The organism is Nocardioides panacis (genome assembly GCF_019039255.1).
GTDB classification, from domain to species: domain Bacteria; phylum Actinomycetota; class Actinomycetes; order Propionibacteriales; family Nocardioidaceae; genus Nocardioides_B; species Nocardioides_B panacis.
Window position 1 is genome coordinate 898,712 of record NZ_CP077062.1, and the last position, 25,565, is coordinate 924,276.

The window sequence follows — 25,565 nt, forward strand, 5'->3', positions numbered from 1 at the left end:
CGCCGCTGTCGACCCCGCAATCGACCCCGCCGACCCGGCCGGTGACCTGCCGGAGGAGATGTGCCGGGTGCTCGCGGCGTACGAGCGGCACCTGGTCTCCGAGCGGGACCTGACCCCGCACACGGTGCGGGCCTACCTCGGCGACCTCCGCAGCCTGCTGGCCCAGGCCGCGCTGCTCGGGCACACCGGCATCGACACCCTCGACGTGCGCACGCTGCGCAGCTGGCTGGCCACCCAGCAGACCCTGGGGCGGGCCCGCACCACGATGTCGCGACGGGCGACCGCCGTGCGGGTGTTCACCGCCTGGGCCCAGCGCACCGGACGGATCACGACGGACCCCGGCGCGCTGCTGGGTTCCCCCAAGGCACACCGGACGCTGCCGCCGGCGCTGCGCGTCGACGAGGCCCGCGGGCTGCTCGAGGCGGCGGCGGTGCACGCCGACGACGGGAGCCCGATGGGCGCCCGGGACGTGGCGATCCTGGAGCTGCTGTACGCCACCGGGATCCGGGTGGGGGAGCTGTGCGGCCTCGACGTGGACGACGTGGACCACGAGCGCCGGGTGGTCCGGGTGTTCGGCAAGGGACGCAAGGAGCGCACGGTGCCCTTCGGGGTGCCCGCCGAGCGGGCCCTGGCGACCTGGCTCGCGTCCGGACGGGCGGCGCTGGCCGTGCCCGGCGCGGGTGCGGCGCTGTTCCTCGGCGCCCGGGGCCGGCGGATCGACCAGCGGGCGGTGCGCACGCTCGTGCACGCCCGGCTCGCCGAGGTGCCCGGGGCCCCGGACCTCGGTCCGCACGGTCTCCGGCACACCGCAGCCACCCACCTGCTCGAGGGCGGCGCCGACCTCCGCACCGTCCAGGAGCTGCTCGGGCACGCCTCGCTGGCGACCACGCAGATCTACACGCACGTGACCACCGACCGGTTGCGGCAGGCGTACCGCCAGGCGCACCCGCGCGCCTGAGCCCCGGCCGGGCGGCTCCCTCAGAGCAGCCGCGGCCCGCGGACGAGAGGCGCCGCCCCGCGGGGACCCGGCACGGCGGCAGGGCCGGGGACCGGGAAGGACCGGGCGACCGGCCCGGCGAACGCCGGCAGCACCGCGTCGAGCGGGAGCAGCCGGACGGGTCCGGCTCCGACCAGCGTGAGCGGGTCGAGGTAGTGCTCCCGGCCCTCGATCAGTCCCCAGTGCAGGCAGCTGCGGGGGAAGCAGTGGGACCCGAACAGCTCCAGCCGCCCGAGGACCGTCCCGGCTCCGACGTCGTCGCCGACGGAGGCCGACGCCGCGACGGGCTCGTAGGTGGTCCGGGTGGCACCGTGGTCGACCACGACGACGCCGCGCCCCGCGAGGGCGCCGGCGAAGGTGACCCGGCCGGCGAGCGCGGCGCGCACCGGCTGGCCCACCCGGCCGGCGAGGTCCACGCCGCGGTGGCCGGAGCCCCACCGGGTCCCGGGCGGGTCGAACCCGGACACCACCTCCGGGCGCGGCTCGAGCGGCCACACGCCGGGGGCGGGGTCGGCGCGCGCGGGGCCGGGCGCGGCCAGGAGCACGGCCGTGGCGAGCAGCAGCGTCAGCAGGAGGGGGCGGAGGACCGGTCGGCAGGGGGCGGTGCGCATGGCCCGAGTCTGGGGTGGGCGAGCCGCCCCGGCGTGGCCCTCGGCACGACCTGTGGACGACCGGCGTACGACGGGCCCTGGGGACGTTCCCGGGCTCCGTCTGAGGCGGTCGTCACGATTAGGGGATGCCCGCCGATCTCGTCTAAGATCGCCGGTGGCAACCCGTGCATGCGGGTTGTACTTCGCACGCTCGATACCGCACCGGCCCGCACGACCTCAGCACCGACGAGGGCGGCAGGCCACCGCGGGCGACGTCCTCCAGTCCCCACCGAGTCGGTGGGGTCCGGACGCGCCGGGCGTCAGGGCAGGGGACACCCGTCTCCCTGCGACAACTGAGGCGACTCGTTCGCACGAGTGGCGCGCGCACCGCGCGCCCGCGTGGGACCGGGTCACGAGAGACAAGGAACGACCGCCATGGCCGTCGTCACCATGCGCCAGCTCCTCGAGAGCGGCGTCCACTTCGGGCACCAGACCCGTCGCTGGAACCCCAAGATGAAGCGCTTCATCATGACCGAGCGCAACGGCATCTACATCATCGACCTGCAGCAGTCGCTGGCCTACATCGACCGCGCCTACGCGTTCGTCAAGGACACCGTCGCCAAGGGCGGCACCGTGATGTTCGTGGGCACCAAGAAGCAGGCCCAGGAAGCGATCGCCGAGCAGGCGACCCGCGTCGGGATGCCCTACGTCAACCAGCGCTGGCTGGGCGGCATGCTCACCAACTTCCAGACCGTGCACCAGCGGATCAACCGCCTCAAGGAGCTCGACGAGGTGGACTTCGACGACGTGGCCGGCAGCGGCCGCACGAAGAAGGAGCTGCTGCACATGAAGCGCGAGCAGATCAAGCTCGACCGCACGCTGGGCGGCATCCGTGACATGACCCGCACGCCTTCGGCCGTGTGGATCGTCGACACGAACAAGGAGCACCTCGCCGTCGAGGAGGCCCGCAAGCTGCGGATCCCGATCATCGGCATCCTGGACTCCAACTGCGACCCGGACCTCGTCGACTTCCCGATCCCGGGCAACGACGACGCGATCCGCGCGGTCGGCCTGCTGACCCGCGTGGTCGCCGACGCCGTCGCCGACGGTCTCATCTCGCGCTCCGGCGCCAAGACCGGTGACGCCGCCGAGATCGGTGGCGGCGAGCCGCTGGCCGACTGGGAGCGCGAGCTCCTGCAGGGCGACGCCGACAAGGCCGCCGTCAAGGCGACCGGTGGCGAGACCGAGGGTGCGGCCGCGACCGAGACCCCGGCCGCCGAGGCCACCGGCGCGTCCTCCGAGGCGACCGAGGCTCCGGCCGAGGCCAAGGCCGAGGAGACCCCCGCGGCCGAGGCTGCCCCCGCCGAGGCAGAGGCGCCGGCTGAGGCCGCTGCCGCCGAGGAGACCCCCGCGGCCGAGGCGACCGAGGCCCCCGCGGCCGAGGCTGCGCCGGCCGAGGCTGCGCCGGCCGAGGGCGAGACCCCGGCCTGACCGACCGACGTGGGTGCGGACGGTCCGGTTCTCCGGGCCGTCCGCACCACCGGTCGCACCACCGTCCCCCCGAACGACTCCACCACCAGCACGAGGGAGTGCAACTGACATGGCGAACTTCTCCGCCGCTGACGTCAAGAAGCTCCGCGACCTCACGGGCGCGGGCATGATGGACTGCAAGAAGGCCCTCGACGAGGCAGACGGCGCGTTCGACGCCGCCGTCGACATCCTGCGCACCAAGGGTGCGGCCAAGGCCGCCAAGCGTGGTGCCGAGCGCGAGGCCACCGCCGGGCTCGTCGCCACCTCCGGCGGCGCCCTGGTCGAGATCAACTCCGAGACCGACTTCGTCGCGAAGAACGAGGACTTCATCGCCACGGCGCAGCAGATCGCGGACGCCGCGAACGCCGCGAAGGCCGCTGACACCGAGTCCCTGAAGGCCGTCCAGCTCGGCGACAAGACCGTCGGCGAGGTCGTCGAGCAGCTCGCGATCACGATCGGCGAGAAGATCGAGCTCGGCCGCGTCGCGTACTTCGACGGCCCGGTCGTCACCTACATGCACCGCCGCGCCTCGGACCTGCCGCCGGCCGTCGGGGTCCTGGTGGCCTACGACGGTACGTCGGACGAGGCCGCCCGTGGCGCCGCGATGCAGATCGCCGCGATGAAGCCGCAGTACCTCACCCGTGAGGACGTGCCGGCCGACGTCGTCGCCAAGGAGCGCGAGATCGCCGAGGCCACCTCGCGCGAGGAGGGCAAGCCCGAGCAGGCGATCGCCAAGATCACCGAGGGCCGGCTCAACGGCTTCTTCAAGGACGTCGTCCTGCTCGACCAGCCGTCGGTGACCGACTCCAAGAAGTCGGTCAAGGCGGTTCTCGACGAGGCCGGTGTGAGCGTCACGCGCTTCGCCCGCTTCGAGATCGGTCAGTGAGGCTCGACGCCTGAGCATCAACTAGGGTTTCACCAACCTGGCGCAGAACCTGAGAGGAGGCCGGTCCCGTGGGCACGAACCACAGCGATGGACCGGCCTCCTCGCACGTCCGGACCACCCCGACCGCCCGTCGAAAGGATCGCCCGTGACGGCGTACAAGCGTGTCCTGCTCAAGCTCTCCGGTGAGGTCTTCGGAGGCGGTCGGGTCGGGGTCGACCCGGTCGTGGTGGAGGGCATCGCCCGGGAGATCGCCGACGTGGTGCGCAGCGGCGTCGAGGTCGCGGTCGTGGTCGGCGGCGGCAACTTCTTCCGCGGCGCGGAGCTGCAGAAGAGCGGCATGGACCGGGCCCGCGCCGACTACATGGGCATGCTGGGCACGGTGATGAACTGCCTCGCGCTCCAGGACTTCCTGGAGAAGCAGGGCGTGGAGACGCGGGTGCAGACCGCGATCGCGATGGGCCAGGTCGCCGAGCCGTACATCCCGCGCCGGGCGATGCGGCACCTCGCCAAGGGCCGCGTGGTGATCTTCGGGGCCGGCGCCGGCATGCCGTACTTCTCCACCGACACGGTCGCCGCGCAGCGCGCGCTGGAGATCGGCGCCCAGGTCATCCTGATGGGCAAGCAGGGCGTCGACGGGGTCTACGACTCCGACCCGCACCGCAACCCGAACGCCGTGAAGTTCGACCACCTGACCTACGACGAGTTCCTGCAGCGCGGCCTGCAGGTCGCCGACGCCACCTCGGTCAGCCTCTCGCGCGACAACAACATGAACATGATCGTCTTCAACCTCTCCGAGGAGGGGAACATCGCCCGCGTGATCGCGGGTGAGAAGATCGGTACGACGGTCAGCCGCGACGCCTGAGCGAGGCCCACCCGTCCGCCGTACGCCGCCCCGGGACGCCCCGGGCACACGAGAACCAGGAGCAACCGTGATCAACCAGACCCTCAACGAGGCCGACAGCAAGATGAGCAAGGCCGTCGAGGTGACGCGGGAGGACTTCGCGGCGATCCGGACCGGCCGGGCGAACCCCTCGATGTTCCACAAGCTGACCGCGGACTACTACGGCTCGCCCACCCCGCTGCAGCAGCTCGCGTCGTTCTCGGCGCCCGAGCCGCGGGTCATCATCATCAGCCCGTTCGACCAGAGCGCGATGTCGGCCATCGAGAAGTCGATCCGCGACTCCGACCTCGGCGTGAACCCGACCGACGACGGCAAGACGATCCGGGTGACGCTGCCCGAGCTGACCGAGGAGCGCCGCAAGGACTACATCAAGATGGCCAAGGGCAAGGCGGAGGACGGCCGGGTCTCGGTCCGCAACATCCGCCGCAACGCCAAGCAGTCGCTGGAGAAGCTCGAGAAGGACGGCGAGGTCGGCAAGGACGACGTCACCGGTGCGGAGAAGCGGCTCGACTCGATCACCAAGAAGCACACCGACGAGATCGACGAGATGCTCAAGCACAAGGAAGCCGAGCTGCTCGAGGTCTGAGGACCTCCCAGCCGGTTCCGAGATGTCCTCTCCTGAACGCCCCCACCGCCCGGTCGTGCCCCCGCTGGCCACGCCGGCCACCGCGGCCCCCCCGGTGAAGGTCAGCCGGGCGGGTCGCAACCTGCCGGCCGCGATCGGCTCCGGCGTCGTGCTCGGGGTCGCGATCGTCGGCTCGCTGGTGCTCTGGAAGCCGGCGTTCATGCTGATCGTCGTGGCCGCGGTGATCATCGCCGTGTGGGAGCTCGGGCACGCCTTCGCCACCGGCGACATCCGGATCACCCGGGAGCCGGTGATGGCCGGCGGCGTGGTGATGGTGCTGGCGGCGTACTTCTTCGGCGCACCGGCGCTGGTCACGGCCACCGCGGTCACCGCACTGGTCAGCATGCTGTGGCGGCTGCGCGGCGGCGTGGCCGGCTACGTCATGGACGCCACCGCCTCGGTGTTCACGCTGGTCTACGTGCCGTTCCTCGGCGGGTTCGTCGCGCTGCTGCTGGCCGAGGACCGCGGCCAGCTCGCGATCGTCACGTTCATCCTGGTCACCATCGCCTCCGACATCGGGGGGTACGTCGTCGGGGTGATGATCGGCAAGCACCCGATGGCACCGGTCATCTCCCCGAAGAAGTCGTGGGAGGGGTTCGCCGGGTCGGCGTTCTCCTGCGTGGTCGTGGGCTGGCTGACCGTCGACTACCTGCTCGACGGCGACTGGTGGGTCGGGGTCCTGCTCGGCCTGACCGCCGTGGTGATGGCGACGCTGGGCGACCTGTGCGAGTCGGTGATGAAGCGGGACCTCGGCATCAAGGACATGTCCCAGATCATCCCGGGCCACGGCGGCCTGATGGACCGGCTCGACTCGCTGCTCGCCACGGCCGCGCCGACCTGGCTGCTGCTGCACTACCTCGTCTTCTCCTAGCGGGCCCCACCTGCGTGTGACCCGTCTCGCCCGCCGAGGATTCGGCCCGGGCGGGGCGGGGTGGGAGACTGGGACGATCATGCCCGACCAGCCGAAGAACCTGCCGCTCGTGTTCGACGAGCCGCGTGGCCGCAAGAAGCCGCCGCGCCACCTCGCCGACCTGTCCGCCGACGAGCGCAAGGCGCTCGTCACCGGGCTCGGGCTGCCCGGCTTCCGGGCCAAGCAGCTCTCCACGCACTACTTCTCCCGGCTGGTCGACGACCCCGCCGAGATGACCGACCTGCCGGCCGCCGACCGCGAGCAGGTCGTCGCCGCGCTGCTGCCCGAGCTGATGACGCCGCTGCGCACGCTCGAGGCCGACAAGGGCACCACCCGCAAGACGCTGTGGAAGCTGTTCGACGGCGCGCTCGTCGAGTCGGTGCTGATGCGCTACCCCGACCGCGCCACGATGTGCGTCTCCTCGCAGGCCGGCTGCGGGATGGCCTGCCCGTTCTGCGCCACCGGCCAGGGCGGCCTGCAGCGCAACATGTCCGCCGCCGAGATCGTCGAGCAGGTCGTCGCCGGCGCGCGGTCGATGGCCCGCGGCGAGGTGCCGGGCGGCCCCGGCCGGGTCTCCAACGTGGTGTTCATGGGCATGGGCGAGCCGATGGCGAACTACAAGGCGGTGATCGGTGCGATCCGGCGGCTCACCGACAAGACGCCCGACGGGCTCGGGCTGTCCGCCCGCGGCGTCACGCTGTCGACCGTCGGCCTGGTGCCGCGGATGTACCAGCTCGCCGACGAGGGCATCCCGGTGACGCTGGCGCTGTCCCTGCACGCGCCGGACGACGAGCTGCGCAACGAGCTGGTCCCGATCAACACCCGCTGGTCGGTGCACGAGGCCGTCGAGGCGGCCTGGAACTACGCGAGCCGCACCAAGCGCCGGGTGTCCATCGAGTACGCCATGATGTGCGACATCAACGACCAGGGCTGGCGCGCCGACCTGCTCGGCGACGTGCTCACGTCGTACGGCGACTGGGGCTGGGTGCACGTGAACCTGATCCCGCTCAACCCGACGCCGGGCTCCAAGTGGACCGCCTCGCGTCCCGAGGACGAGCGTGAGTTCGTCCGCCGGCTCGAGGCCAAGGGCGTGCCCACGACCGTCCGCGACACCCGCGGCAGCGAGATCGACGGCGCCTGCGGCCAGCTCGCCGCCGTCGACGTCTAGGTCCCGGCCGACCTCAGCGGGTCGCCGGCACCTGGAGGTGCGCGAGCAGGTTCGTCGCGAACCGCTCCCCGGTGCGCATCATCACGGCCTTCATCACCCGGGTGACCGCGGGCCGGGCTGCCCGGGCCAGCGGCAGGTCGACGTGCAGGGTCAGGCTGATCCGCAGCCGGGTGCCCCCGGTGACCTCGGTGAGCTCGTACCACCCGTCGGCGCCGGTGCGCTCGGTGCGCCCCGCGGGCGGGGCGTGGGTGTACTCGATGCGGTGCGGGGCGTCGAAGGTCATCTGCTCGGTGAAGCAGGGGCTCAGCGTCACGCCGAGGACCGAGACCCGGGACATCTCCCAGCGCCACCGGTCGCCGTCCGCCTCGATGCTGCGGAGCAGCGGGGTCAGCTTCGGCAGCAGGACGGGGTCGGTGAGCGCGGCCCAGATCGCCTCGCGGTCCGCCGGGACGACGGCCTCCGAGTCGGTGGTCGCCGAGAAGGTGGACATGACTCGCAGTCTTGCAGCCCGGGGCAAGGCCTCAGCCCGCCAGCAGGCCGGCGACCTCCTCGAGGTCGTCGACGAGGTGCAGCGCGCCGGCCATCTCCCGGCCGGCGGCGAGGCGCTCCAGCAGCGGCCAGACCGGGAGCTCCTCGGTCCAGTAGGCGCGTCCGACCAGCACCATCGGCGCCACCTCGCCGGGGAGGGCGTAGTAGTTCTCGCAGGCGTCCTGGAAGACCTCCTGCACGGTGCCGCCGCGTCCCGGCAGGAACACGATCCCGGCCGTGCAGAGGTGCAGCAGGACGTCCTCCCGGACCGCGTTCTTGACGTACTTCGCGACCCCGTCGGCGAACGCGTTGGGCGGCTCGTGCCCGTAGAACCAGGTCGGCACCCCCAGCGACGCGGTGCCGTCCGGGAACCGCGACCGTACGTCGATCGCCGACCGCGCCCAGTCGCCCACCGACGGCTCGAAGCCCGGCACCGCGGCGAGCAGCTCGAGCGCGTCGGGCAGCGCGGCGTCGTCGTGCCCCGACAGGTAGGCGCCGAGGTTCGCGGCCTCCATCGCGCCGGGGCCGCCGCCGGTCGCGACGGTCAGCCCGGCCCGGGCCAGCGCGCGGCCGAGCCGGGCCGCGTCGGCGTAGCCGTCGGTGCCGCGGGCCAGCGCGTGCCCGCCCATCACGCCGACCAGGCGCCGGCCGGAGACCCACTCGGCGAGCGCGTCGTCGATCGCGAGGTCGTGCAGCGCCTGGGCGAGCATCGCGTGCAGGTCGTGACCGGTCCGCCGGGTCCAGGCGTAGACCCGGGCGTCGAGGGTGTCGGCGTAGTCCCCGCTCGCGAGCCCGTCGTACAGCTCGTCGGGGGAGTAGAGGTGCGCCCGGTAGGGGTCCAGCGGCACGCCCGGCACCTCGGGGAACACCACCGCCCCGCCGGCGCGCAGCTGCTCCTCGAGTCCCGGGTCCAGCGTGCAGCCGAGCAGCAGCGCGCCCCGCGGGTCCAGCCCGCGCAGCACGTCCGCGTGCCCCCGCAGGTCGAGGTCCTGCAGCTGCCAGCCGGCCATCGACGTGGCGCCGGCGGCGACCAGCGCGTCGAGCTGGGCGAGCGTCTCCACCTCGACCGTGCGGCGGTGTCGCGGGCTCATGCGGAGGACCTCATGGGAGGACATCCTGCCGTGCCGCCGGACTCAGAGCGCGCAGGCCAGCAGCTCCGCGAACAGGTCGTGCTCGTCGACCTCGAGGCCGCGGGCGACGAACCACCGGCAGACGTTGTGGCAGTCCCGCATCAAGAAGTCCATGCCCGTCGGGTTGGCCACGAGGTCCACCGCCTGCGGCAGGTCGATGACCACCAGCCGGTCGCCCGCGGCCAGCACGTTGTACGGCGAGAGGTCGCCGTGCGCGACGCCGTGCCGGGCCAGCGCCGCCATCGCCTCGCGGAGCTGCTCGAAGTACGACGCCAGCAGGTCGCCCCGCGGACGGGTCTGCGCCAGCCGGGGAGCCGCCTCGCCGTCGTGGGTGACGAACTCCATGAGGATCTCGGTGCCGTCGATCTGCACCGGGTACGGGACCGGGACGCCGGCCAGCCAGAAGCGCTTGAGGGCCTCCCACTCCGCCCCCGCCCACTGGCCGGCGGCGACCGCGCGGCCGTGCGCGGACTTCTTGGCCAGCGCCCGGGCGTCGCGGGTGTTCCGGGTGCGGCGGCCCTCGGTGTAGGCGGTGCTGCGGTGGAAGGAGCGGTGCTCCTCGCCGCGGTAGCGCTTGGCGGCCATCACGACCCGCTGGGCGGGGTCGCCGGGGACCGCCCGCTCGACGAGGAAGACGTCGGCCTCCTTGCCGGTCTTCAGCACGCCGAGGTCGGTGTCCACGGCGGCCTGGCTGGTGACCACCCAGTCCGGGCGCGGCTCCGGGCCGCGGGACAAGGGCTCGACGTCGAGCCAGGTGGAGAAGCGCTGTCCGTCGCCGGGGTCGTCGGCGGGACGGAAATCGAAGACGAAACGGGGGTCGAGCTCAGCTGAGGTCGGCCCGGTGGGGCGGGTGTCGGATGACATCGGTGTCGGTGCTCCAGAGGTGAGGGGACGTGCTGGCACGGGACGTGCCGGGGACCGTGACGGACATCTCACGTCTCCTCTCTGACACCGACCGCGCGGACCGCAGTCGTCTGCGGACGAGGGTGGCGGGTCCGGCCCCGCGCCGCAACCGGTTATTTGCGTCCGGGGGTGCCTCGCCGTCTACGCTCGACGTCCGTGCACCCGTTGTCTGGAGACCCCCTTCCCGTGAAGTCCCTCGTCCGTCGTGCCGCCGCGGCCGTGTCCGCCGTCCTCGTCACCGGCCTGGTCGCCGTGCCTCCCGCGGGTGCCAGGGAGGCTCCCGCGGCCGTCGGGTCCGCCGGCATCGGCGACCCCTACTTCCCGCGGGACGGCAACGGCGGCTACGACGTCGCGCACTACGACATCCACGACTCCTACGTGCTGAGGAGCGGCGCGCTGCGCGGGCACACGGCGGTCTCGGCCGTCGCGACCGAGCACCTGAGGTCCTTCGACCTCGACCTGATGCTCACGCCGGACAGCGTGACCGTCGACGGCAAGCGGGCGAGGTTCGCGAAGTCCGGCCCGCACGAGCTGGTCGTGACCCCCCGCCTCGGCGATCCCCTCCGGCCGGCGGTTCGTGACCGAGGTGAGCTACCACGGGGTCCCGAAGCGGCTGTCCTACGGCGGCGAGAAGCCGTTCTTCGCGGAGAAGGACGAGGCGCTGGCGGTCAACCAGCCGCACATCGCGCCGTGGTGGTTCCCGGTCAACGACCACCCGCGCGACAAGGCGACCTACGACGTGACCGTGGCCGTCCCCCGCGGCAACCAGGTGATCGGCAACGGCACGCTGGTCTCCCGCCGTACGACGGGCGCCCGGACGTCGTACCACTGGCGGATGAGGCAGCCGATGTCCAGCTACCTCGCGTTCTTCGCCGCGGGGCGCTACCGCGTCGAGTCGGGGGTCAGCCACGGGCTGCCGTGGACCGTCGCGGTCTCCAAGTGGTTCGGCCCCACGGCGCAGGCCCAGCAGCTCAGGCTGATGAAGGCCTCGCCGGGCATCGTGCGCTGGCTCTCGACCCAGTTCGGCCGCTACCCGTTCGACTCCACCGGCGGTGTCGTCACGTCGCTGGACACCGGCTTCGCGCTGGAGAACCAGAGCCGCCCGACGTACCCGTTCCTCGGCAACGGCCACGAGGCGCACACCACCGTCGTGCACGAGCTCGCGCACCAGTGGTTCGGCGACGACGTGTCCGTCCGGCGGTGGAGCGACATCTGGCTCAACGAGGGCTTCGCGACCTGGGCCGAGTGGCGCTACGACGAGACCCACGGCCGCACCGGCGCGGCCGCCCGGCTCCGGCAGCAGTACTCCTCGCACCCGGCCTCCGACCCCTTCTGGCGGCTGCGGATCGCGGAGCCGGGACACAAGCGGCTCTTCGACGTGCCGGTCTACGACCGCGGCGCGATGACCCTGCAGGCGCTCCGCAACCGCATCGGTACGACGGACCTGCTGCGCGTGCTGCGCGCCTGGGCCGCCCAGCACTCCTACTCCACGGGCACCGTCGAGGAGTTCGAGGCGCTCGCCGCCCGGGTCAGCGGGCAGGACCTGGACGGGTTCTTCGACGCGTGGGTGCGCACCGGCCGGCGTCCCGCGCCGACCGCCGCCAACGGGCTGGCCTGACCAGGTCCTGGCCTGGAGCCGCCCCGGTCTGCAAGATGGGGCCATGGCCGACTACCGCACCGAGCACGCCAGGAGCATCGAGGACCCGGAGGGGTACTGGGCCGAGCAGGCCCGGCTCGTCGACTGGATCAAGAAGCCGCAGAAGGTCCTCGACGACGAGCACCCGCCGTTCTACCGGTGGTTCCCCGACGCGACCCTGAACACCTGCTACAACGCGCTGGACCGGCACGTCGTGCACGGCCACGGGGACCGCACGGCGCTGATCTACGACAGCGCGGTGACGGGCACGAAGAAGAGCTACAGCTACGCGCAGCTGCTGGAGCAGGTCGCCGCCTTCGCGGGCGCGCTGCGCGGGTTCGGCGTGGTCGCCGGCGACCGGGTGGTGATCTACATGCCGATGATCCCGGAGGCGGTCGTCGCGATGCTCGCCTGCGCGCGGCTCGGCGCCGTGCACTCGGTGGTCTTCGGCGGCTTCGCGCCACGCGAGCTGGCGGTGCGCATCGACGACGCGCAGCCCAAGGTGATCCTGGCGGCGTCCTGCGGCATCGAGCCGAGCCGGGTCGTGGAGTACAAGCCGATCATCGACCGCGCCCTCGAGCTCGCCGAGCACCAGCCCGACGCCGTGGTGGTCAAGCAGCGCCCGCAGGCCGAGGCGGTGCTGCGCGAGCCGCTGGACGTCGACTGGGACATGGCCCTGAAGGCGGGCCGCACCGACCCCGCCGAGTGCGTCGAGGTCGCTGCCACCGACCCGCTCTACGTGCTCTACACCTCCGGCACGACGGGCAAGCCGAAGGGCATCGTCCGCGACAACGGCGGGCACGCCGTGGCGATGGCGTGGTCCCTGCCGAACATCTACGACGTGCACGCCGGCCAGGTCTGGTGGACCGCCTCGGACGTCGGCTGGGTGGTGGGCCACTCCTACATCGTCTACGCGCCGCTGATCAACGGCGCGACGACGGTGCTCTACGAGGGCAAGCCGGTCGGCACCCCGGACGCCGGCGCGTTCTGGCGGGTGATCGAGGAGCACGGGGTCGAGGCGCTGTTCACCGCCCCCACCGCGATCCGCGCGATCAAGAAGGAGGACCCCGACGGCAGGCTGCTGGCCGGCCGCGACCTGAGCCGGTTCCGCACGCTGTTCCTGGCGGGGGAGCGGCTCGACCCGGAGACCTACCACTGGGCCACCGAGCGCCTCGGCGTCCCGGTCGTCGACCACTGGTGGCAGACCGAGACCGGCTGGCCGATCGCGGCGAACCTGCGCGGGCTCGCCCCGATGCCGATCAAGGCCGGCTCGCCCTCGGTGCCGGTGCCGGGCTTCCAGGTCGAGGTCCTCGCCGAGCTGGGCGTCGCGGTGCCGCCCGGGTCCGAGGGGGCGATCTGCCTCAAGCTGCCGCTGCCCCCGGGCACCCTGACGACGCTGTGGCGCGACGACGAGCGGTTCGTGTCGTCTTACCTCTCCGCCTTCGAGGGCTACTACCTCTCCGGCGACGGCGGGTACGTCGACGAGGACGGCTACCTGTTCGTGATGGGCCGCACCGACGACGTCATCAACGTGGCCGGGCACCGGCTCTCCACCGGGTCGATGGAGGCGGTCCTGGCCTCGCACGAGGCGGTCGCGGAGTGCGCCGTGATCGGCGTGGCCGACCCGTTGAAGGGCCAGGTCCCGCGCGGCTTCGTGGTGCTCAAGGCCGGCGTGGCCAGCGAGCCCGACGACCTCGACCGCGTGGCCCGCGAGCTCGTCGCCCTGGTCCGCTCGGAGATCGGCGCCGTCGCCGCGTTCAAGGACGTCGCGGTCGTCCCCGGGCTGCCGAAGACCCGCAGCGGCAAGATCCTGCGCAAGACGATGCGCGAGATCGCCGACGGCAAGGACGCGGTCGTGCCCTCCACCATCGAGGACGCCGGCGTCCTGGACACCCTGCGCCCGTCCCTGCGCCGCGACTGAGCGGCGGGCGTCGTCAGGGGGTGACGAGCAGGCCGTCGCCCTCACCGACGACGGCTGCGGGCCGGTGCGTGCCCCGGACGAGCAGCGCGCGGGCGGAGGGCAGGTCGACCGGCCGGGACCAGAGGTAGCCCTGGCCCAGCGAGCAGCGGGCGTCCTGCAGCCAGGCGGCCTGCTCGGAGTGCTCGACGCCCTCGGCGACGGTGGTGAGCCGCATGCTGTGGCTCATCGCGATGATCGCCTCGACGAGCGACGCGTCGGCGTACCCGTCGCCCACCTTGTCCACGAAGGACTTGTCGATCTTGAGCACGTCGACGGGCAGCTGCGCGAGGTAGGACAGCGAGCTGTAGCCGGTGCCGAAGTCGTCGATCGCCACCCGGACGCCCCGGTCCCGGAGCCGCGCCAGCGTGGTGATCGTGTTGGTCATGTCGTCGAGCAGCACGCTCTCGGTGATCTCCAGGACCAGCCGCTCGGCCGGCATGCCGGCGCAGCGCAGGGCCTCCACGACCTCGTCGACGAAGTCGGTCTTGGCGAGCTGCTGGGCGGAGATGTTGACCGCCATCGACGGCTGGTGCCGCTCGCTCTGCATGCCGGCGCCGGCCCGGCACGCCTCGAGGAGCACCCAGCTGCCGAGCGGCACGATGAGGCCGCTCTGCTCGGCGACCGGGATGAACTCGAGCGGGGGGAGCAGGCCGCGGGTGGGGTGGTTCCACCGGACCAGCGCCTCGAAGCCGGTGATCCGCTGCGTGGTCAGGTCGACGGTGGGCTGGTAGTGCAGCACCAGCTCGTTCTCGCGGATCGCCCGCTGGAGCTCGGAGCGCAGCGCCAGCTTGCCGAGGGCCTCGGCGTGCAGCCCGGCCTCGTAGACCGCGATGGTGCCCTTGCCGCGGTCCTTGGCCCAGTACATCGCGACGTCGGCGTTGCGGAGCGTGTCGTCGCCGGTGGCCTCGCCTGGCATCGCCTGCGCGAGACCGATGCTGGCCCGCACCGAGTGCTGGTGGTCGTCGACCTGGACTGGGACGGCGAGGGCCTGGAGCAGGCGCTCGGCGACCTCGCGGGCGGCCTCTGCGTCGGCGTTCTCCATCAGGACGGCGAACTCGTCGCCGCCGAGCCGTGCGGCCGTGTCGCCCTGGCGGATCGCGGCGCTGATCCGCTCGGCGACGGTGACCAGGAGCCGGTCGCCGATGCCGTGGCCGAGGCTGTCGTTGACGTGCTTGAAGTCGTCGAGGTCGAGGAACAGCACGCTGAGCGGCTCGGTGGCGCGGTCGCGGCTGCGCAGTGCGTGGGTGAGCCGGTCGCCGAAGAGCTGCCGGTTCGCGAGCCCGGTGAGCGCGTCGTGGAACGCCTGGTAGCTCAGCTCCTGCTGGAGCGCCTGGCGGTCGGTGACGTCGCGGACCGTGAGCACCCAGCCCTGCACGGCCGGGTCGGTCATCAGGTTGGTGAGCGTGCCCTCGAGGGCCAGGTCGCGGCCGTCGGCGTGCCGGGTGCGCAGCATCACCGGCTGGTCGCCCTCGCGGGACGCGGCGAGCATCCGCACGAACATGGGTACGTCGCGGGGGGAGCAGCTGGTCGACGAAGCGCGAGCCGATGAGCTGCTCGGGGGCGAGCCCGAGCACGGCCGCGGACGCGGGGCTGACGAAGGAGGTGGTGGAGTCCGCCTCGAGCACCGCGACCAGGTCGGTGCTGTTCTGGACGAGGGCGAGGAGCCGCCGCTCGCCGGCGTCGAGGACGTGCTTCTCGGTGAGCGCCCGCTGCACCTCGCGGTGCCGGCGGACCAGCTTGCGGAACCAGACCGCCCAGCCGAGGGAGACCAGCACGAGCAGGCTGCCGAGGATCATCCCGGCGCGCCGGTCGACGACGCCGTGCTGCACGTCGATGGCCCGGCCGATCGCGGCGTCGTCCGCGCGGAGGTCCTCGAGGTCGTCCGACGCGAGGCTCTCGGCCCAGGTCCGGGTGAGGGACTGGAGCCGGGCGGCACCGGGCACGTCGGTGGTCGCGAGGGAGCGGACGGCCTCCTCGACGGGCGAGGTGTCGGCACCGGGCTGCCAGGTGGAGAGGGCGCCGGTCAACCGCGCCTGGGCCGACGCCTGCACGTCGACGTGGTCGTCCATGTGGTAGACGGCCTGCAGGAACCCGAACTCCCCCAGCACGATCAAGAGCGTGAACAAGATCGTGAACGGCACCCGGGCACGTGACGACGTGCCTGGCCTCATTGGCTTCCTCCCTGAAACCGTAGAAACACACTTTCCCCCGGAACAGACGGTACAAGTGGAACGTGCCGGTCCGGGGCGTAATGACCGAATACCTGCTCGGCCCGTGACGGGCAGGCCGACCGGTCAGTGGCCGCCGACGAGGGGCGCGACGGCGCGCGCCACGACGCTCGGCCGCCCGGTCAGCCCCTCCTCGGTGTCCGCGAACGACATCGCCCGCAGGCCGGCGTTCACGCCGAGCCAGCGCAGCGGCTCCGGCTCCCAGCGGCGCGAGCGGTGCCCCACCCACGGCAGCCGGACCAGGTCGGTGTCCCGCCGCAGGATCAGGTCCCGCAGCGTCCGGCCGGCCAGGTTCGTCGTACCGACACCGTCGCCGACGTAGCCACCCGCCCACGCCGTGCCCGAGGCCCGGTCCAGGCCGACCGAGGCGACCCAGTCGCGGGGGATGCCCAGCGCGCCGCCCCAGGCGTGCGTGAACCGGGCGCCGGCGACCTGGGGGAGCATCTCGACGAGCGTCTCGCGCAGCATGTCGAAGACCTTCGGCTCCCGGTCGAAGCCCGGCCGGATCCTCGACCCGAAGTGGTACGGCGCCCCGCGACCGCCGAACACGATGCGGCCGTCGGCGGTGCGCTGGCCGTAGACGATCAGGTTGCGGTGGTCGGTGAACGTCTCGCGCTCGCGCAGCCCGATCCGCGCCCAGGTCTCGTCGGGCAGCGGCTCGGTGGCGACGATCAGCGAGTAGACCGGCACCACGTCGCGCGGGTGGCCGTCCAGGCTCACGGTGTAGCCCTCGGTGGCCCGGACCACGACGTCGGCGCGCACCACGCCGTGCTCGGTGACCGCCCGGCCCGGCTCGATCGCCCGGACCCGGGTGCGCTCGTGGATCCGGCCACCGCGCCGCTCGACCGCCCGGGCCAGGCCGCGGACCAGCCGCGCGGGGTGCACGGCGGCGCAGTCCGGGGTGAACGTCCCGCCCAGCGTGCCGGCGGCGTCCAGGTGCGCCCGGGCCTCCGCGGCGTCCAGCAGGCGTACGTCGTCCGGGCCGCGGCCCCACGTGCGGGCCTGCGCGACCTCGTCACGGGCCCGGCCGAGCTGGGCGCCGGTGCGGGCCAGCGAGACGGTGCCACCCTTGTGGGCCAGGGCGTCGATGTCCTCGGCGGCGACCACCGCGAGCACCTCGTCGACGGTCTCGCGCATCGCCCGGTGCAGCGCGAGGGCGGCGCCGCGGCTCGAGCCGGGCAGCGCGGCCATCGTGCCCAGGGACGCGGGGAACAGCGCCGAGCACCAGCCCCCGTTGCGCCCGGAGGCGCCGAAGCCGGCGGTCTCCGCCTCCAGCACCGCCACCCGCAGGGACGGGTCGGCGCTCAGGAGGTAGTAGGCGGTCCACAGGCCGGTGAACCCGGCCCCGACGATCGCGACGTCGACGTCGGTGTCGCCGGGCAGGGCGGGCCGGGGGGACCACGCGTCGTCGGCGGTCTCGTGCCACAGCGAGAGCCCGGCCCACGCCGGGGACGTAGGGCTCAGCGGACACCCCAGGAGTAGGTCTGCTTGCGCAGCTTGAGGTACATGAAGGTCTCGGTGGACTCGACCGCCTCGATCGTGCGGATCTTCGTCGACAGCACGGAGAGCAGCTCCTCGTCGCTCTCGCAGACCACCTCGACGAGCAGGTCGTAGGAGCCGGCGGTGATCACCACGTAGTCGACCTCGTCGAGCGCCGCGATCGCGTCCGCGACGGGCTCGAGCTCGCCGCGCACCCGGATCGCGATCATCGCCTGCCGGGCGAACCCGAGCTCGAGGGGATCGGTGACCGCGACGACCTGCATCACCCCGCTGTCGACCAGCCGCTGGACCCGTTGCCGGACCGCCGCCTCGGAGAGGCCCACGACCTTCCCGATCGCGGCGTACGAGCGCCGGCCGTCCTGCTGCAGCTCCTCGATGATCGACTTCGAGACGTCGTCGAGCACCACGCCTGAGCGCGAGCCGGAGGGGGGAGGGGGACCCGTTGCGGGTGGTGCGGCTGGTCACCCGGCTGATCGTGGCACGCCGCCGGGGGGCGCGTCAAAGAGCAAAGTCCGTTTTGGCAAGCGATTTCGTTGCGGGAATGTTTCCGTTCCACGGATTCCCTTGTTGATCGATTGATCCTCTGACAGGATCCACTGACCCTCCTGGAACCCCGCCGACGAGAGGACATGGTCGCGATGCCGCACCCTGCACCCGGACCCGATGCCATCCGGCGCCTGAGGGCGTCCACACCGATGGGGCGTCGTGCGTTCCTGCGGGGAGCCGGTCTTGCCGGCCTCGGCCTGGGCGCCCCCGCGCTGCTGTCGGCGTGCGGCACGCCCGCCGCCAAGCAGACCGCGGCCTCCTGCGTCAGCAAGGACCTGTCCTCCACGCAGAAGACGCTGCACTTCTCGAACTGGCCGCTCTACCTCGACGAGAAGAAGATCAAGCAAGCCGGCAAGAAGGTGACCGTCTATCCCTCGCTGGCGAAGTTCGAGCGGGAGAGCGGGATCAAGGTCGACTACGTCACCGACGTCAACGACAACGCCGAGTTCTTCGGCGTGGTCCGCAACCAGCTCGCCGACTGCCAGCCCACCGGCCGCGACATCATGACGCTGACCGACTGGATGGCCGCCCGGATGGTCAACCTGGGCTGGCTGCAGAAGCTCGACAAGACCAAGCTGCCGAACGTCGAGGCCAACCTCGTCTCCACGCTGAAGTCGCCGAGCTGGGACAAGGGCCGTGACTACTCGGTGCCGTGGCAGAGCGGTCTGACCGGCATCGCCTACAACGCCAAGCTGACCAAGGAGGTGCGCAGCTTCGACGAGCTGCTCACCCGTCCGGACCTGAAGGGGAAGGTCAGCCTGCTCTCGGAGATGCACGACACGATGCTGTTCATGCTGCTCCTCGAGGGCGCCGACCCCGAGGACTTCACCGACGCGGAGTTCGGCCAGGCCATCGACCGCCTGCAGAAGGCCACCGACGCCGGCCAGATCCGCGCGTTCACCGGCAACGAGTACGCCCAGGACCTCGTCAAGGGCAACGTCGTGGCCTGCGAGGCGTGGTCCGGCGACATCATCCAGCTGCAGTTCGACAACCCCGACATCAAGTTCGTCGCGCCGGAGGAGGGCCTGGCCCTCTGGAGCGACAACATGCTCGTCCCGAACAAGTCCGAGCACCGGGCCAACGCGGAAAAGCTGATGGACTTCTACTACGACCCGGTGAACGCCGCGACGCTGGCCGCCTGGGTCAACTACATCTGTCCGGTCGAGGGCGCGCAGCAGGCAATGGAGAAGATCGACTCCAGCCTCGTGGACAACCAGCTGATCTTCCCGAGCTCGGACACCCTGGCCAAGGCCAAGGACTTCATGGGCCTGGACGAGAAGACCGAGCAGAGCTACCAGAAGCAGTTCGCTGCGGTGATCGGAGCCTGATCCCGATGGTCGACACCACGCCCCAGGCCCGGTCGGGCGCCGACCGCCGCGACGACGCGGGAGCGGACCTGACGCTCAGCTCGGTCACCAAGAAGTTCGGGGCCTTCGTCGCGGTCGACGACCTCGACCTGGTCGTCGAGCAGGGCAAGTTCTTCGCGCTGCTCGGCCCGTCCGGGTGCGGCAAGACCACGACGCTGCGGATGGTCGCCGGCCTCGAGGAGCCCACCAGCGGGACGATCACGATCTCCGGGCAGGACATCAGCCGGCTCAAGCCCTACAAGCGCCCCGTGAACACCGTCTTCCAGAACTACGCGTTGTTCCCGCACCTGGACATCTTCGAGAACGTCGCGTTCGGCTTGCGCCGCCGCGGGGTCAAGGACGTCAAGACGAAGGTCGACGAGATGCTCGAGCTCGTCGAGCTGGGCGGCTTCGGCAAGCGCCGCCCGCCGCAGCTCTCCGGCGGCCAGCAGCAGCGCGTCGCCCTGGCCCGGGCGCTGATCAACCGGCCGCAGGTGCTGCTGCTCGACGAGCCGCTCGGCGCGCTGGACCTCAAGCTGCGGCGGCAGATGCAGATCGAGCTCAAGCGGATCCAGACCGAGGTCGGCATCACGTTCGTGCACGTGACCCACGACCAGGAGGAGGCCATGACGATGGCCGACACCATCGCGGTCATGAACAAGGGCGTCATCGAGCAGATGGGCGCGCCCGCGGAGCTGTACGACGCCCCCGCGACGACCTTCGTCTCCAACTTCCTGGGCCAGTCCAACCTGGTCAAGGCCGAGGTGGTCGGGCGGGACGGCGACACCGTCGTGGTCGACGCGCACGGCAGCAAGGTCGGTGCCCCGGCCTCGCGCGCCCGTCGTACGAGCGGGACCGTGTGGCTCGGTGTCCGTCCCGAGAAGGTGTTCCTGGCCCGGACCGGCTCGGAGTCCTCCGACGGCGGCAACCACCTCGGCGGCGGCACGGTCAGCGACGTCAGCTTCATCGGGGTCAGCACCCAGTACCTCGTCCGGATGCCCTGGGGCCAGGAGCTCACGGTCTTCGAGCAGAACAGCGGCGCCCGCGAGGCCTTCCGTCCGGGCGACCCGGTCGACCTGCACTGGATCCCGGCACACACGTTCCTGCTCGACGCCGACCAGGACGCGCACGCCGGTGACGAGTCCTACGCCGCGCTGACGGGAAGCGTGCGGTGAGCGTCTTCCAGGCGGCCGTGGAGGCGGAAGGCTCGCTCGGCCCCGAGCCCGCGCCGCCGAGCCGCCGGCGGCCGAGAGCAGGCTACTGGCTGCTGCTGCCCGGGATGCTCTGGCTGGTCATCTTCTTCGTGCTCCCCACGATCCAGCTGATCGCGACGTCGCTCTACGACCCCAACGGCTCGCTGGACACCGGCTACGCGATGACCTGGTCGTTCTCGAACTACTGGCACGCGCTCCAGCAGTTCCAGTCGCCCTTCCTGCGCTCCCTGCTGTACGCCGGCGTGGCCACCGGTCTCGCGGTGCTGCTGGCCTACCCGCTCGCGTACTCGATCGCGTTCAAGGCCGGACGCTGGAAGAACTTCATGCTGGTGCTGGTGATCGCGCCGTTCTTCACCAGCTTCCTGGTGCGCACGCTGGCCTGGAAGTCGATCCTGTCCGACAACGGCTTCGTGGTCTCGGCCCTGCAGGCCCTGCACATCCTCGGTCCGGACGGGCGGCTGCTGGCCACCTCGGTCGCGGTGGTCACCGGGCTGACCTACAACTTCCTGCCGTTCATGGTGCTGCCGCTGTACGCGAGCCTGGAGAAGATCGACCTGCGGCTGATCGAGGCCGGCAAGGACCTCTACGCCAACGGGTTCACCTCGTTCCGCAAGATCACCCTGCCGCTGTCGATGCCGGGCCTCGTCGCGGGCACCCTGCTGACGTTCATCCCGGCGGCCGGCGACTACATCAACGCCGAGCTGCTCGGCACCCCGCGGCAGTACATGATCGGCAACGTCATCGACAGCCTGTTCCTGGTGCAGCTGGACTACCCGGCCGCGGCGGCCTGCTCGGTGGTGCTGATGCTCGCGATCGTGGTGATGGTGCTGTTCTACGTGCGCCGGGCCGGCACCGAGGAGCTCTTGTGAGGGCCGGGCGCTGGCTGGCCGACCACGTGGTGATGGGCGCCGCGATGCTCGTGCTGCTCTACATGTTCCTGCCGATCTTCTTCGTCGTGCTGATGTCGTTCAACGACCCGACCAGCCGGCTGTCCTACGAGTTCGACGGCTTCACGATGGCGAACTGGACCGACCCGTGCGGCCCGAGCGGCATGTGCGGCTCGGTGGTCACCAGCTTGCAGATCGGCTTCCTGGCCACCGTCGGCGCGACCCTGCTGGGCACGCTGGTGGCCTTCGCCCTGGTGCGGCACCGGTTCCGCGGCCGGGCCGCGACCAGCCTGCTGATCTTCCTGCCGATGGCCACGCCCGAGGTGGTGATGGGCTCCTCGCTGCTGGCCCTGTTCACCAGCGCCGGGCTGTCCGGCAGCCTGGGCTTCTGGTCGATCCTGGTCGCCCACATCATGTTCTGCCTGTCGTTCGTGGTGGTGACCGTGAAGGCCCGGCTGGCCGGTCTCGACCAGTCCCTGGAGCAGGCCGCGATGGACCTGTACGCCAACGAGTGGCAGGCGTTCTGGCGGATCACCTTCCCGCTGGTGTTCCCCGGCATCATGGCCGCCGCGCTGCTGAGCTTCTCGCTGTCGTTCGACGACTTCATCGTCACGAACTTCAACCACGGCAACACGATCACGTTCCCGATGTTCGTCTGGGGGTCGGCGCAGCGGGGCATCCCGCCGCAGGTCAACGTGATCGGCACCGTGATGTTCATGATCGCCCTGCTCCTCGTGCTCGGCAGCGGGGTCGTGCGACGGCGTCGCCCCGCCGCCGCCTGACGTGCGGTCCGCAGCCGACCGGTCTCTGGTCGACGCCGCGCCGTCTGTCTACTGGCTGGAGGACCCCGCGCGGCCCGCGCCGCTGGCGGACCTGCACGGACCGGAGTCGGCCGACCTGCTGGTGGTCGGCGGCGGCTACACCGGGCTGTGGGCGGCGCTGCGCGCCAAGGAGCGCGACCCGTCGGTCGACGTGGTGCTCGTCGAGGCCGGGCACTGCGGCGACCAGGCCAGCGGCCGCAACGGCGGGTTCGCGTCGGCCAGCCTGACCCACGGCTTCGCCAACGGCCTCGAGCGCTGGCCCGACGAGCTCGGCGAGCTGGACCGGCTCGGTGCCACCAACCTCGCCGGGATCGCGGACACCGTGCGCCGGCACGGCATCGACTGCCACTGGGAGCGCACCGGCGAGCTCACGGTCGCCACCGCCCCGCACCAGGCCGACGAGCTCGCGGCCCACGCCGCGGAGCTGGCCGCGGCCGGCCACGACGTGCGGCTGCTGGACCGGGCCGAGGTGCAGGCGCAGGTCGCCTCCCCGACGTACGTCGCGGGGCTGTGGGACCGCGCGGGCACGGCGATGGTCGAGCCCGCCCGGCTGGCCTGGGGGCTGCGGCAGGCGGTCCTGGACGCCGGGGTGCGGGTCTACGAGGGCACCAAGGCGACCGCTCTGGAGCGCCGGGCCGGGGCGCTGCACGTGCGCACCCGGCAGGGCGAGGTCCGGGCACGGCAGGTGCTGCTCGGCACCAACGCGTTCCCCGCGCTGCTGCGCCGGCTGCGGCTGATGACGGTCCCGGTCTACGACTACGTGCTGATGACCGAGCCGCTCTCGGCCCAGCAGCGGGCCGCGATCGGCTGGCAGGGCCGGCAGGGCGTGGGCGACGCCTCGAACATGTTCCACTACTACCGGCTGACCCGCGACGACCGGATCCTGTGGGGCGGCTACGACGCGGTCTACCACTACGGCAGCCGGATCGACCGCGACCTGGAGCAGGGCCGCACGCACGAGCGGCTCGCCGGCCACTTCTTCGAGACCTTCCCGCAGCTCGAGGGCCTGCGGTTCACCCACCGGTGGGCCGGTGTCATCGACACCTGCACCCGGTTCACGGCCTTCTTCGGCACGGCGTACGACGGGCGGGTGGCCTACGCGCTCGGCTACACCGGCCTGGGGGTCGCGGCGACCCGCTTCGGCGCCGACGTCGCGCTCGACCTGCTGTCCGGCGAGGAGTCGGAGCGGACCCGGCTGCGGATGGTCCGCGAGCGGCCGCTGCCGTTCCCGCCGGAGCCGCTGCGCTACACCGGCGTGCAGCTGACCCGGTGGTCGCTGGGCCGGGCCGACCAGCGGGGCGGCCGCCGGAACCTGTGGCTGAAGGCCCTGGACCGGGCCGGGCTCGGCTTCGACTCCTGAGGCGCCCTCAGCCGGACAGGTCGACCTGCAGGTGCAGCCGGTCGGGCTCCCGGGGGGTCGTTGGCCCAGACGGTCACCGTGACCGTGCCGGGGCCCGCGCCGATCGCGTCGTACTCCCGGCCCCAGACGTCGCGCAGCGACAGCAGCCCCTCGGACTCGAGGGCGAAGCTCCCGAGCTCGCCGAGGGCCGCCGACCCGGGCGCGGGGGAGAGGCTCACCTCGGTCGGCCCGTCCGCGGCCGTGCGCACCCCGACGACGAGGCAGTCGTGGGTGGCGGCGCAGGTCCCGCCGGCGAACGTCGAGGGCACCGTGAAGTCCTCGCGGCCGACGAGGAGCAGCACGGAGCTCGGGGGCGCGACGACGTGGCTCACGGGAGCAGTCTGCCGCACGGTGGCCCGGACGGTCGGCTGACCTGCGGGAACGACGAGAGGGGCCGACCTGGTCAGGTCGGCCCCTCTCTCGCGTGGTCTACAGCTTCGTCCCGGCCACCTCGAGCACGGAGCGCAGCTTCTGCTCCATCTCGTCGAAGTGCTCCTGGCCGCAGATCAGCGGCGGCGACAGCTGGATGACCGGGTCACCGCGGTCGTCGGCGCGACAGTAGAGACCGGACTCGTAGAGCGCCTTGGACAGGAAGCCGCGCAGCAGCTTCTCCGACTCGGGCTCGTTGAAGGTCTCCTTGGTTGCCTTGTCCTTCACCAGCTCGATGCCGTAGAAGTACCCGTCGCCGCGGACGTCGCCGACGATCGGCAGGTCCTTGAGCTTCTCCAGCGTCGCGCGGAACGCGTCCTGGTTGTCGAGCACGTGCCGGTTGAGGCCCTCGCGCTCGAAGATGTCGAGGTTCGCGAGCGCGACCGCCGTGGACACCGGGTGGCCGCCGAACGTGTAGCCGTGGGCGAAGCTCGCCTGACCCTCGAGGAACGGCTCCATCAGCCGGTCGGAGGCGATCATCGCGCCGAGCGGGGCGTAGCCGGAGGTGATGCCCTTGGCGCAGGTGATCATGTCCGGCTGGTAGCCGTAGCGCTCGGCCGCGAACATGTGGCCCAGCCGCCCGAAGGCGCAGATCACCTCGTCGCTGACCAGCAGCACGTCGTACTCGTCGCAGATCTCCCGGACCCGCTGGAAGTAGCCGGGCGGCGGCGGGAAGCAGCCGCCGGCGTTCTGGACGGGCTCGAGGAAGACCGCGGCCACCGTCTCGGGGCCCTCGTTCTCGATGGCGACGGCGATCTCGTCGGCGGCCCAGCGGCCGAAGTCCTCGAGGTCCTGGTCGGTGCCGCCCTGGAAGCGCTCGGGCGCGCGGTAGAAGTTGGTGTTCGGGACCCGGAACGTGGAGGGCACCAGCGGCTCGAACTGCGCCTTGAGGGCGGGCAGACCGGTGATGGACAGCGCGCCCTGGGTGGTGCCGTGGTAGGCGACCGCCCGGCTGATCACCTTGTGCTTCATCGGCTTGCCGGTGAGCTTGAAGTAGTTCTTGGCCAGCTTCCAGGCGGTCTCGACGGCCTCGCCGCCGCCGCTGGTGAAGAAGACCCGGTTGAGGTCGCCGGGGGCGTAGTTCGCGACCCGCTCGGCGAGCTCGATGGCGCTGGGGTGCGCGTAGGACCAGAGCGGGAAGAACGCCAGCTCCTTGGCCTGCGCGGCGGCCGCCTCGGCCAGCTCGGTGCGGCCGTGGCCGACCTGGCTGACGAACAGCCCGGCGAGTGCGTCGAGGTACTTGCGGCCCTTCGCGTCCCAGATGTAGGCGCCGTCGCCCTTGACGATGATCGGGACGTCGCCGTGGTCGTAGCTCGACATCCGGGTGAAGTGCATCCACAGGTGCTCGCGGGCCGACTTCTGCAGTCCGGCGTAGGCCTCGTCGTCGAGCGGCAGGGAAGGCTGGTGCTTCATCGGTGGATCTCCTCCTAG

General features: G+C 71.9%; 24 protein-coding genes and 1 pseudogene. 15 read left to right on the forward strand and 10 right to left on the reverse strand.

Annotation, left to right across the window (positions count from 1 at the left end):
- Positions 1-58 precede the first annotated feature (58 nt).
- Positions 59-958 (forward strand): tyrosine recombinase XerC, encoded by a 900-nt coding sequence (locus KRR39_RS04500; RefSeq protein ID WP_216942377.1) that lies wholly within the window; start codon positions 59-61, stop codon positions 956-958.
- 20 nt (positions 959-978) lie between these two features.
- On the opposite strand, the gene KRR39_RS04505 is transcribed toward KRR39_RS04500, so the two are convergent.
- Positions 979-1,608: a M23 family metallopeptidase gene (locus tag KRR39_RS04505; RefSeq protein WP_216940929.1), complete on the reverse strand. Its 630-nt coding sequence runs from the start codon at positions 1,606-1,608 to the stop codon at positions 979-981.
- A 414-nt stretch (positions 1,609-2,022) separates the two neighbouring features.
- On the opposite strand from KRR39_RS04505, the gene rpsB reads away from it, so the two are divergent.
- From rpsB to rlmN, 6 genes are all read left to right on the forward strand, one after another.
- Positions 2,023-3,078: a 30S ribosomal protein S2 gene (rpsB, locus tag KRR39_RS04510; RefSeq protein ID WP_216940930.1), complete on the forward strand. Its 1,056-nt coding sequence runs from the start codon at positions 2,023-2,025 to the stop codon at positions 3,076-3,078.
- Positions 3,079-3,187: 109 nt separating this feature from the next.
- The gene (tsf, locus tag KRR39_RS04515) at positions 3,188-4,003 is read left to right on the forward strand and encodes a translation elongation factor Ts (RefSeq protein ID WP_216940931.1); all 816 of its coding nucleotides are present in this window, start codon (positions 3,188-3,190) and stop codon (positions 4,001-4,003) included.
- Positions 4,004-4,148: 145 nt separating this feature from the next.
- A complete protein-coding gene (pyrH, locus tag KRR39_RS04520; protein ID WP_216940932.1) occupies positions 4,149-4,865 on the forward strand; it encodes a UMP kinase in 717 nt (238 codons plus the stop codon).
- Positions 4,866-4,935: 70 nt separating this feature from the next.
- Positions 4,936-5,490 carry a ribosome recycling factor gene (frr, locus tag KRR39_RS04525; protein WP_254185685.1) on the forward strand — a complete coding sequence of 185 codons (555 nt, stop codon included), beginning with the start codon at positions 4,936-4,938 and terminating at the stop codon, positions 5,488-5,490.
- Between the two features lie 55 nt (positions 5,491-5,545).
- Positions 5,546-6,400: a phosphatidate cytidylyltransferase gene (locus tag KRR39_RS04530; protein WP_254185509.1), complete on the forward strand. Its 855-nt coding sequence runs from the start codon at positions 5,546-5,548 to the stop codon at positions 6,398-6,400.
- Between the two features lie 79 nt (positions 6,401-6,479).
- On the forward strand, positions 6,480-7,607 hold the full coding sequence (rlmN, locus tag KRR39_RS04535) for a dual-specificity RNA methyltransferase RlmN (protein ID WP_216940935.1): 1,128 nt from the start codon (positions 6,480-6,482) through the stop codon (positions 7,605-7,607).
- A 13-nt stretch (positions 7,608-7,620) separates the two neighbouring features.
- On the opposite strand, the gene KRR39_RS04540 is transcribed toward rlmN, so the two are convergent.
- The 3 genes from KRR39_RS04540 to KRR39_RS04550 are packed head-to-tail and all read right to left on the reverse strand — an operon-like array spanning position 7,621 to position 10,129.
- Entirely contained in the window at positions 7,621-8,097 is a 477-nt protein-coding gene (locus KRR39_RS04540) for an SRPBCC family protein (RefSeq protein WP_216940936.1), read from the reverse strand.
- Between the two features lie 31 nt (positions 8,098-8,128).
- Positions 8,129-9,226, reverse strand: a complete 1,098-nt coding sequence (locus KRR39_RS04545; protein ID WP_216940937.1) for an LOG family protein — start codon at positions 9,224-9,226, stop codon at positions 8,129-8,131.
- A 42-nt stretch (positions 9,227-9,268) separates the two neighbouring features.
- On the reverse strand, positions 9,269-10,129 hold the full coding sequence (locus KRR39_RS04550) for a serine protein kinase RIO (protein ID WP_216940938.1): 861 nt from the start codon (positions 10,127-10,129) through the stop codon (positions 9,269-9,271).
- Between the two features lie 625 nt (positions 10,130-10,754).
- Here KRR39_RS04550 and KRR39_RS04555 point away from each other — a divergent pair.
- The gene (locus tag KRR39_RS04555) at positions 10,755-11,786 is read left to right on the forward strand and encodes a M1 family metallopeptidase (RefSeq protein ID WP_216940939.1); all 1,032 of its coding nucleotides are present in this window, start codon (positions 10,755-10,757) and stop codon (positions 11,784-11,786) included.
- A 43-nt stretch (positions 11,787-11,829) separates the two neighbouring features.
- Positions 11,830-13,725 (forward strand): propionyl-CoA synthetase, encoded by a 1,896-nt coding sequence (locus tag KRR39_RS04560; RefSeq protein WP_216940940.1) that lies wholly within the window; start codon positions 11,830-11,832, stop codon positions 13,723-13,725.
- Positions 13,726-13,738: 13 nt separating this feature from the next.
- Here KRR39_RS04560 and KRR39_RS04565 read toward each other — a convergent pair whose 3' ends face one another.
- Both KRR39_RS04565 and KRR39_RS25895 read right to left on the reverse strand, forming a co-directional pair.
- Positions 13,739-15,253, reverse strand: coding sequence for a putative bifunctional diguanylate cyclase/phosphodiesterase (locus KRR39_RS04565; protein WP_216940941.1), 1,515 nt, complete (start codon positions 15,251-15,253; stop codon positions 13,739-13,741).
- A gap of 1 nt (position 15,254) precedes the next feature.
- Positions 15,255-15,560 (reverse strand): annotated as a pseudogene (locus KRR39_RS25895) (PAS domain-containing protein); the annotation flags it as partial.
- On the opposite strand from KRR39_RS25895, the gene KRR39_RS24330 reads away from it, so the two are divergent.
- Positions 15,453-15,917, forward strand: a complete 465-nt coding sequence (locus tag KRR39_RS24330) for a hypothetical protein (RefSeq protein ID WP_254185510.1) — start codon at positions 15,453-15,455, stop codon at positions 15,915-15,917. The pseudogene KRR39_RS25895 and the gene KRR39_RS24330 sit on opposite strands and share 108 nt — an antisense overlap.
- A 141-nt stretch (positions 15,918-16,058) precedes the next feature.
- Here the strand turns inward: KRR39_RS24330 and KRR39_RS04575 are convergent, their stop codons facing one another.
- Together KRR39_RS04575 and KRR39_RS04580 are read right to left on the reverse strand one after the other, a co-directional pair.
- A complete protein-coding gene (locus tag KRR39_RS04575; RefSeq protein ID WP_216942382.1) occupies positions 16,059-17,468 on the reverse strand; it encodes an NAD(P)/FAD-dependent oxidoreductase in 1,410 nt (469 codons plus the stop codon).
- A complete protein-coding gene (locus KRR39_RS04580) occupies positions 17,453-17,899 on the reverse strand; it encodes an Lrp/AsnC family transcriptional regulator (RefSeq protein ID WP_216942379.1) in 447 nt (148 codons plus the stop codon). Before KRR39_RS04580 ends, KRR39_RS04575 begins: the two co-directional genes overlap by 16 nt.
- A 288-nt stretch (positions 17,900-18,187) precedes the next feature.
- Here KRR39_RS04580 and KRR39_RS04585 point away from each other — a divergent pair, with 288 nt between their 5' ends.
- From KRR39_RS04585 to KRR39_RS04605, 5 genes are read left to right on the forward strand one after another with little or no spacing between them, the layout of a single operon-like run.
- The gene (locus tag KRR39_RS04585) at positions 18,188-19,366 is read left to right on the forward strand and encodes a polyamine ABC transporter substrate-binding protein (protein WP_254185511.1); all 1,179 of its coding nucleotides are present in this window, start codon (positions 18,188-18,190) and stop codon (positions 19,364-19,366) included.
- Positions 19,367-19,371: 5 nt separating this feature from the next.
- Positions 19,372-20,559, forward strand: a complete 1,188-nt coding sequence (locus tag KRR39_RS04590) for an ABC transporter ATP-binding protein (RefSeq protein WP_216940942.1) — start codon at positions 19,372-19,374, stop codon at positions 20,557-20,559.
- Entirely contained in the window at positions 20,556-21,467 is a 912-nt protein-coding gene (locus tag KRR39_RS04595) for an ABC transporter permease (protein WP_254185512.1), read from the forward strand. The genes KRR39_RS04590 and KRR39_RS04595 overlap by 4 nt, the downstream gene beginning before the upstream one ends.
- A complete protein-coding gene (locus tag KRR39_RS04600; protein WP_254185513.1) occupies positions 21,464-22,267 on the forward strand; it encodes an ABC transporter permease in 804 nt (267 codons plus the stop codon). The genes KRR39_RS04595 and KRR39_RS04600 overlap by 4 nt, the downstream gene beginning before the upstream one ends.
- Before the next feature lies 1 nt (position 22,268).
- Positions 22,269-23,666, forward strand: coding sequence for an NAD(P)/FAD-dependent oxidoreductase (locus KRR39_RS04605; RefSeq protein ID WP_216940943.1), 1,398 nt, complete (start codon positions 22,269-22,271; stop codon positions 23,664-23,666).
- On the opposite strand, the gene KRR39_RS04610 is transcribed toward KRR39_RS04605, so the two are convergent.
- Together KRR39_RS04610 and KRR39_RS04615 are read right to left on the reverse strand one after the other, a co-directional pair.
- Entirely contained in the window at positions 23,552-24,037 is a 486-nt protein-coding gene (locus tag KRR39_RS04610; RefSeq protein WP_216940944.1) for a hypothetical protein, read from the reverse strand. The genes KRR39_RS04605 and KRR39_RS04610 overlap by 115 nt on opposite strands.
- Before the next feature lie 97 nt (positions 24,038-24,134).
- Positions 24,135-25,547 (reverse strand): aspartate aminotransferase family protein, encoded by a 1,413-nt coding sequence (locus KRR39_RS04615; RefSeq protein ID WP_216940945.1) that lies wholly within the window; start codon positions 25,545-25,547, stop codon positions 24,135-24,137.
- Positions 25,548-25,565 lie beyond the last annotated feature (18 nt).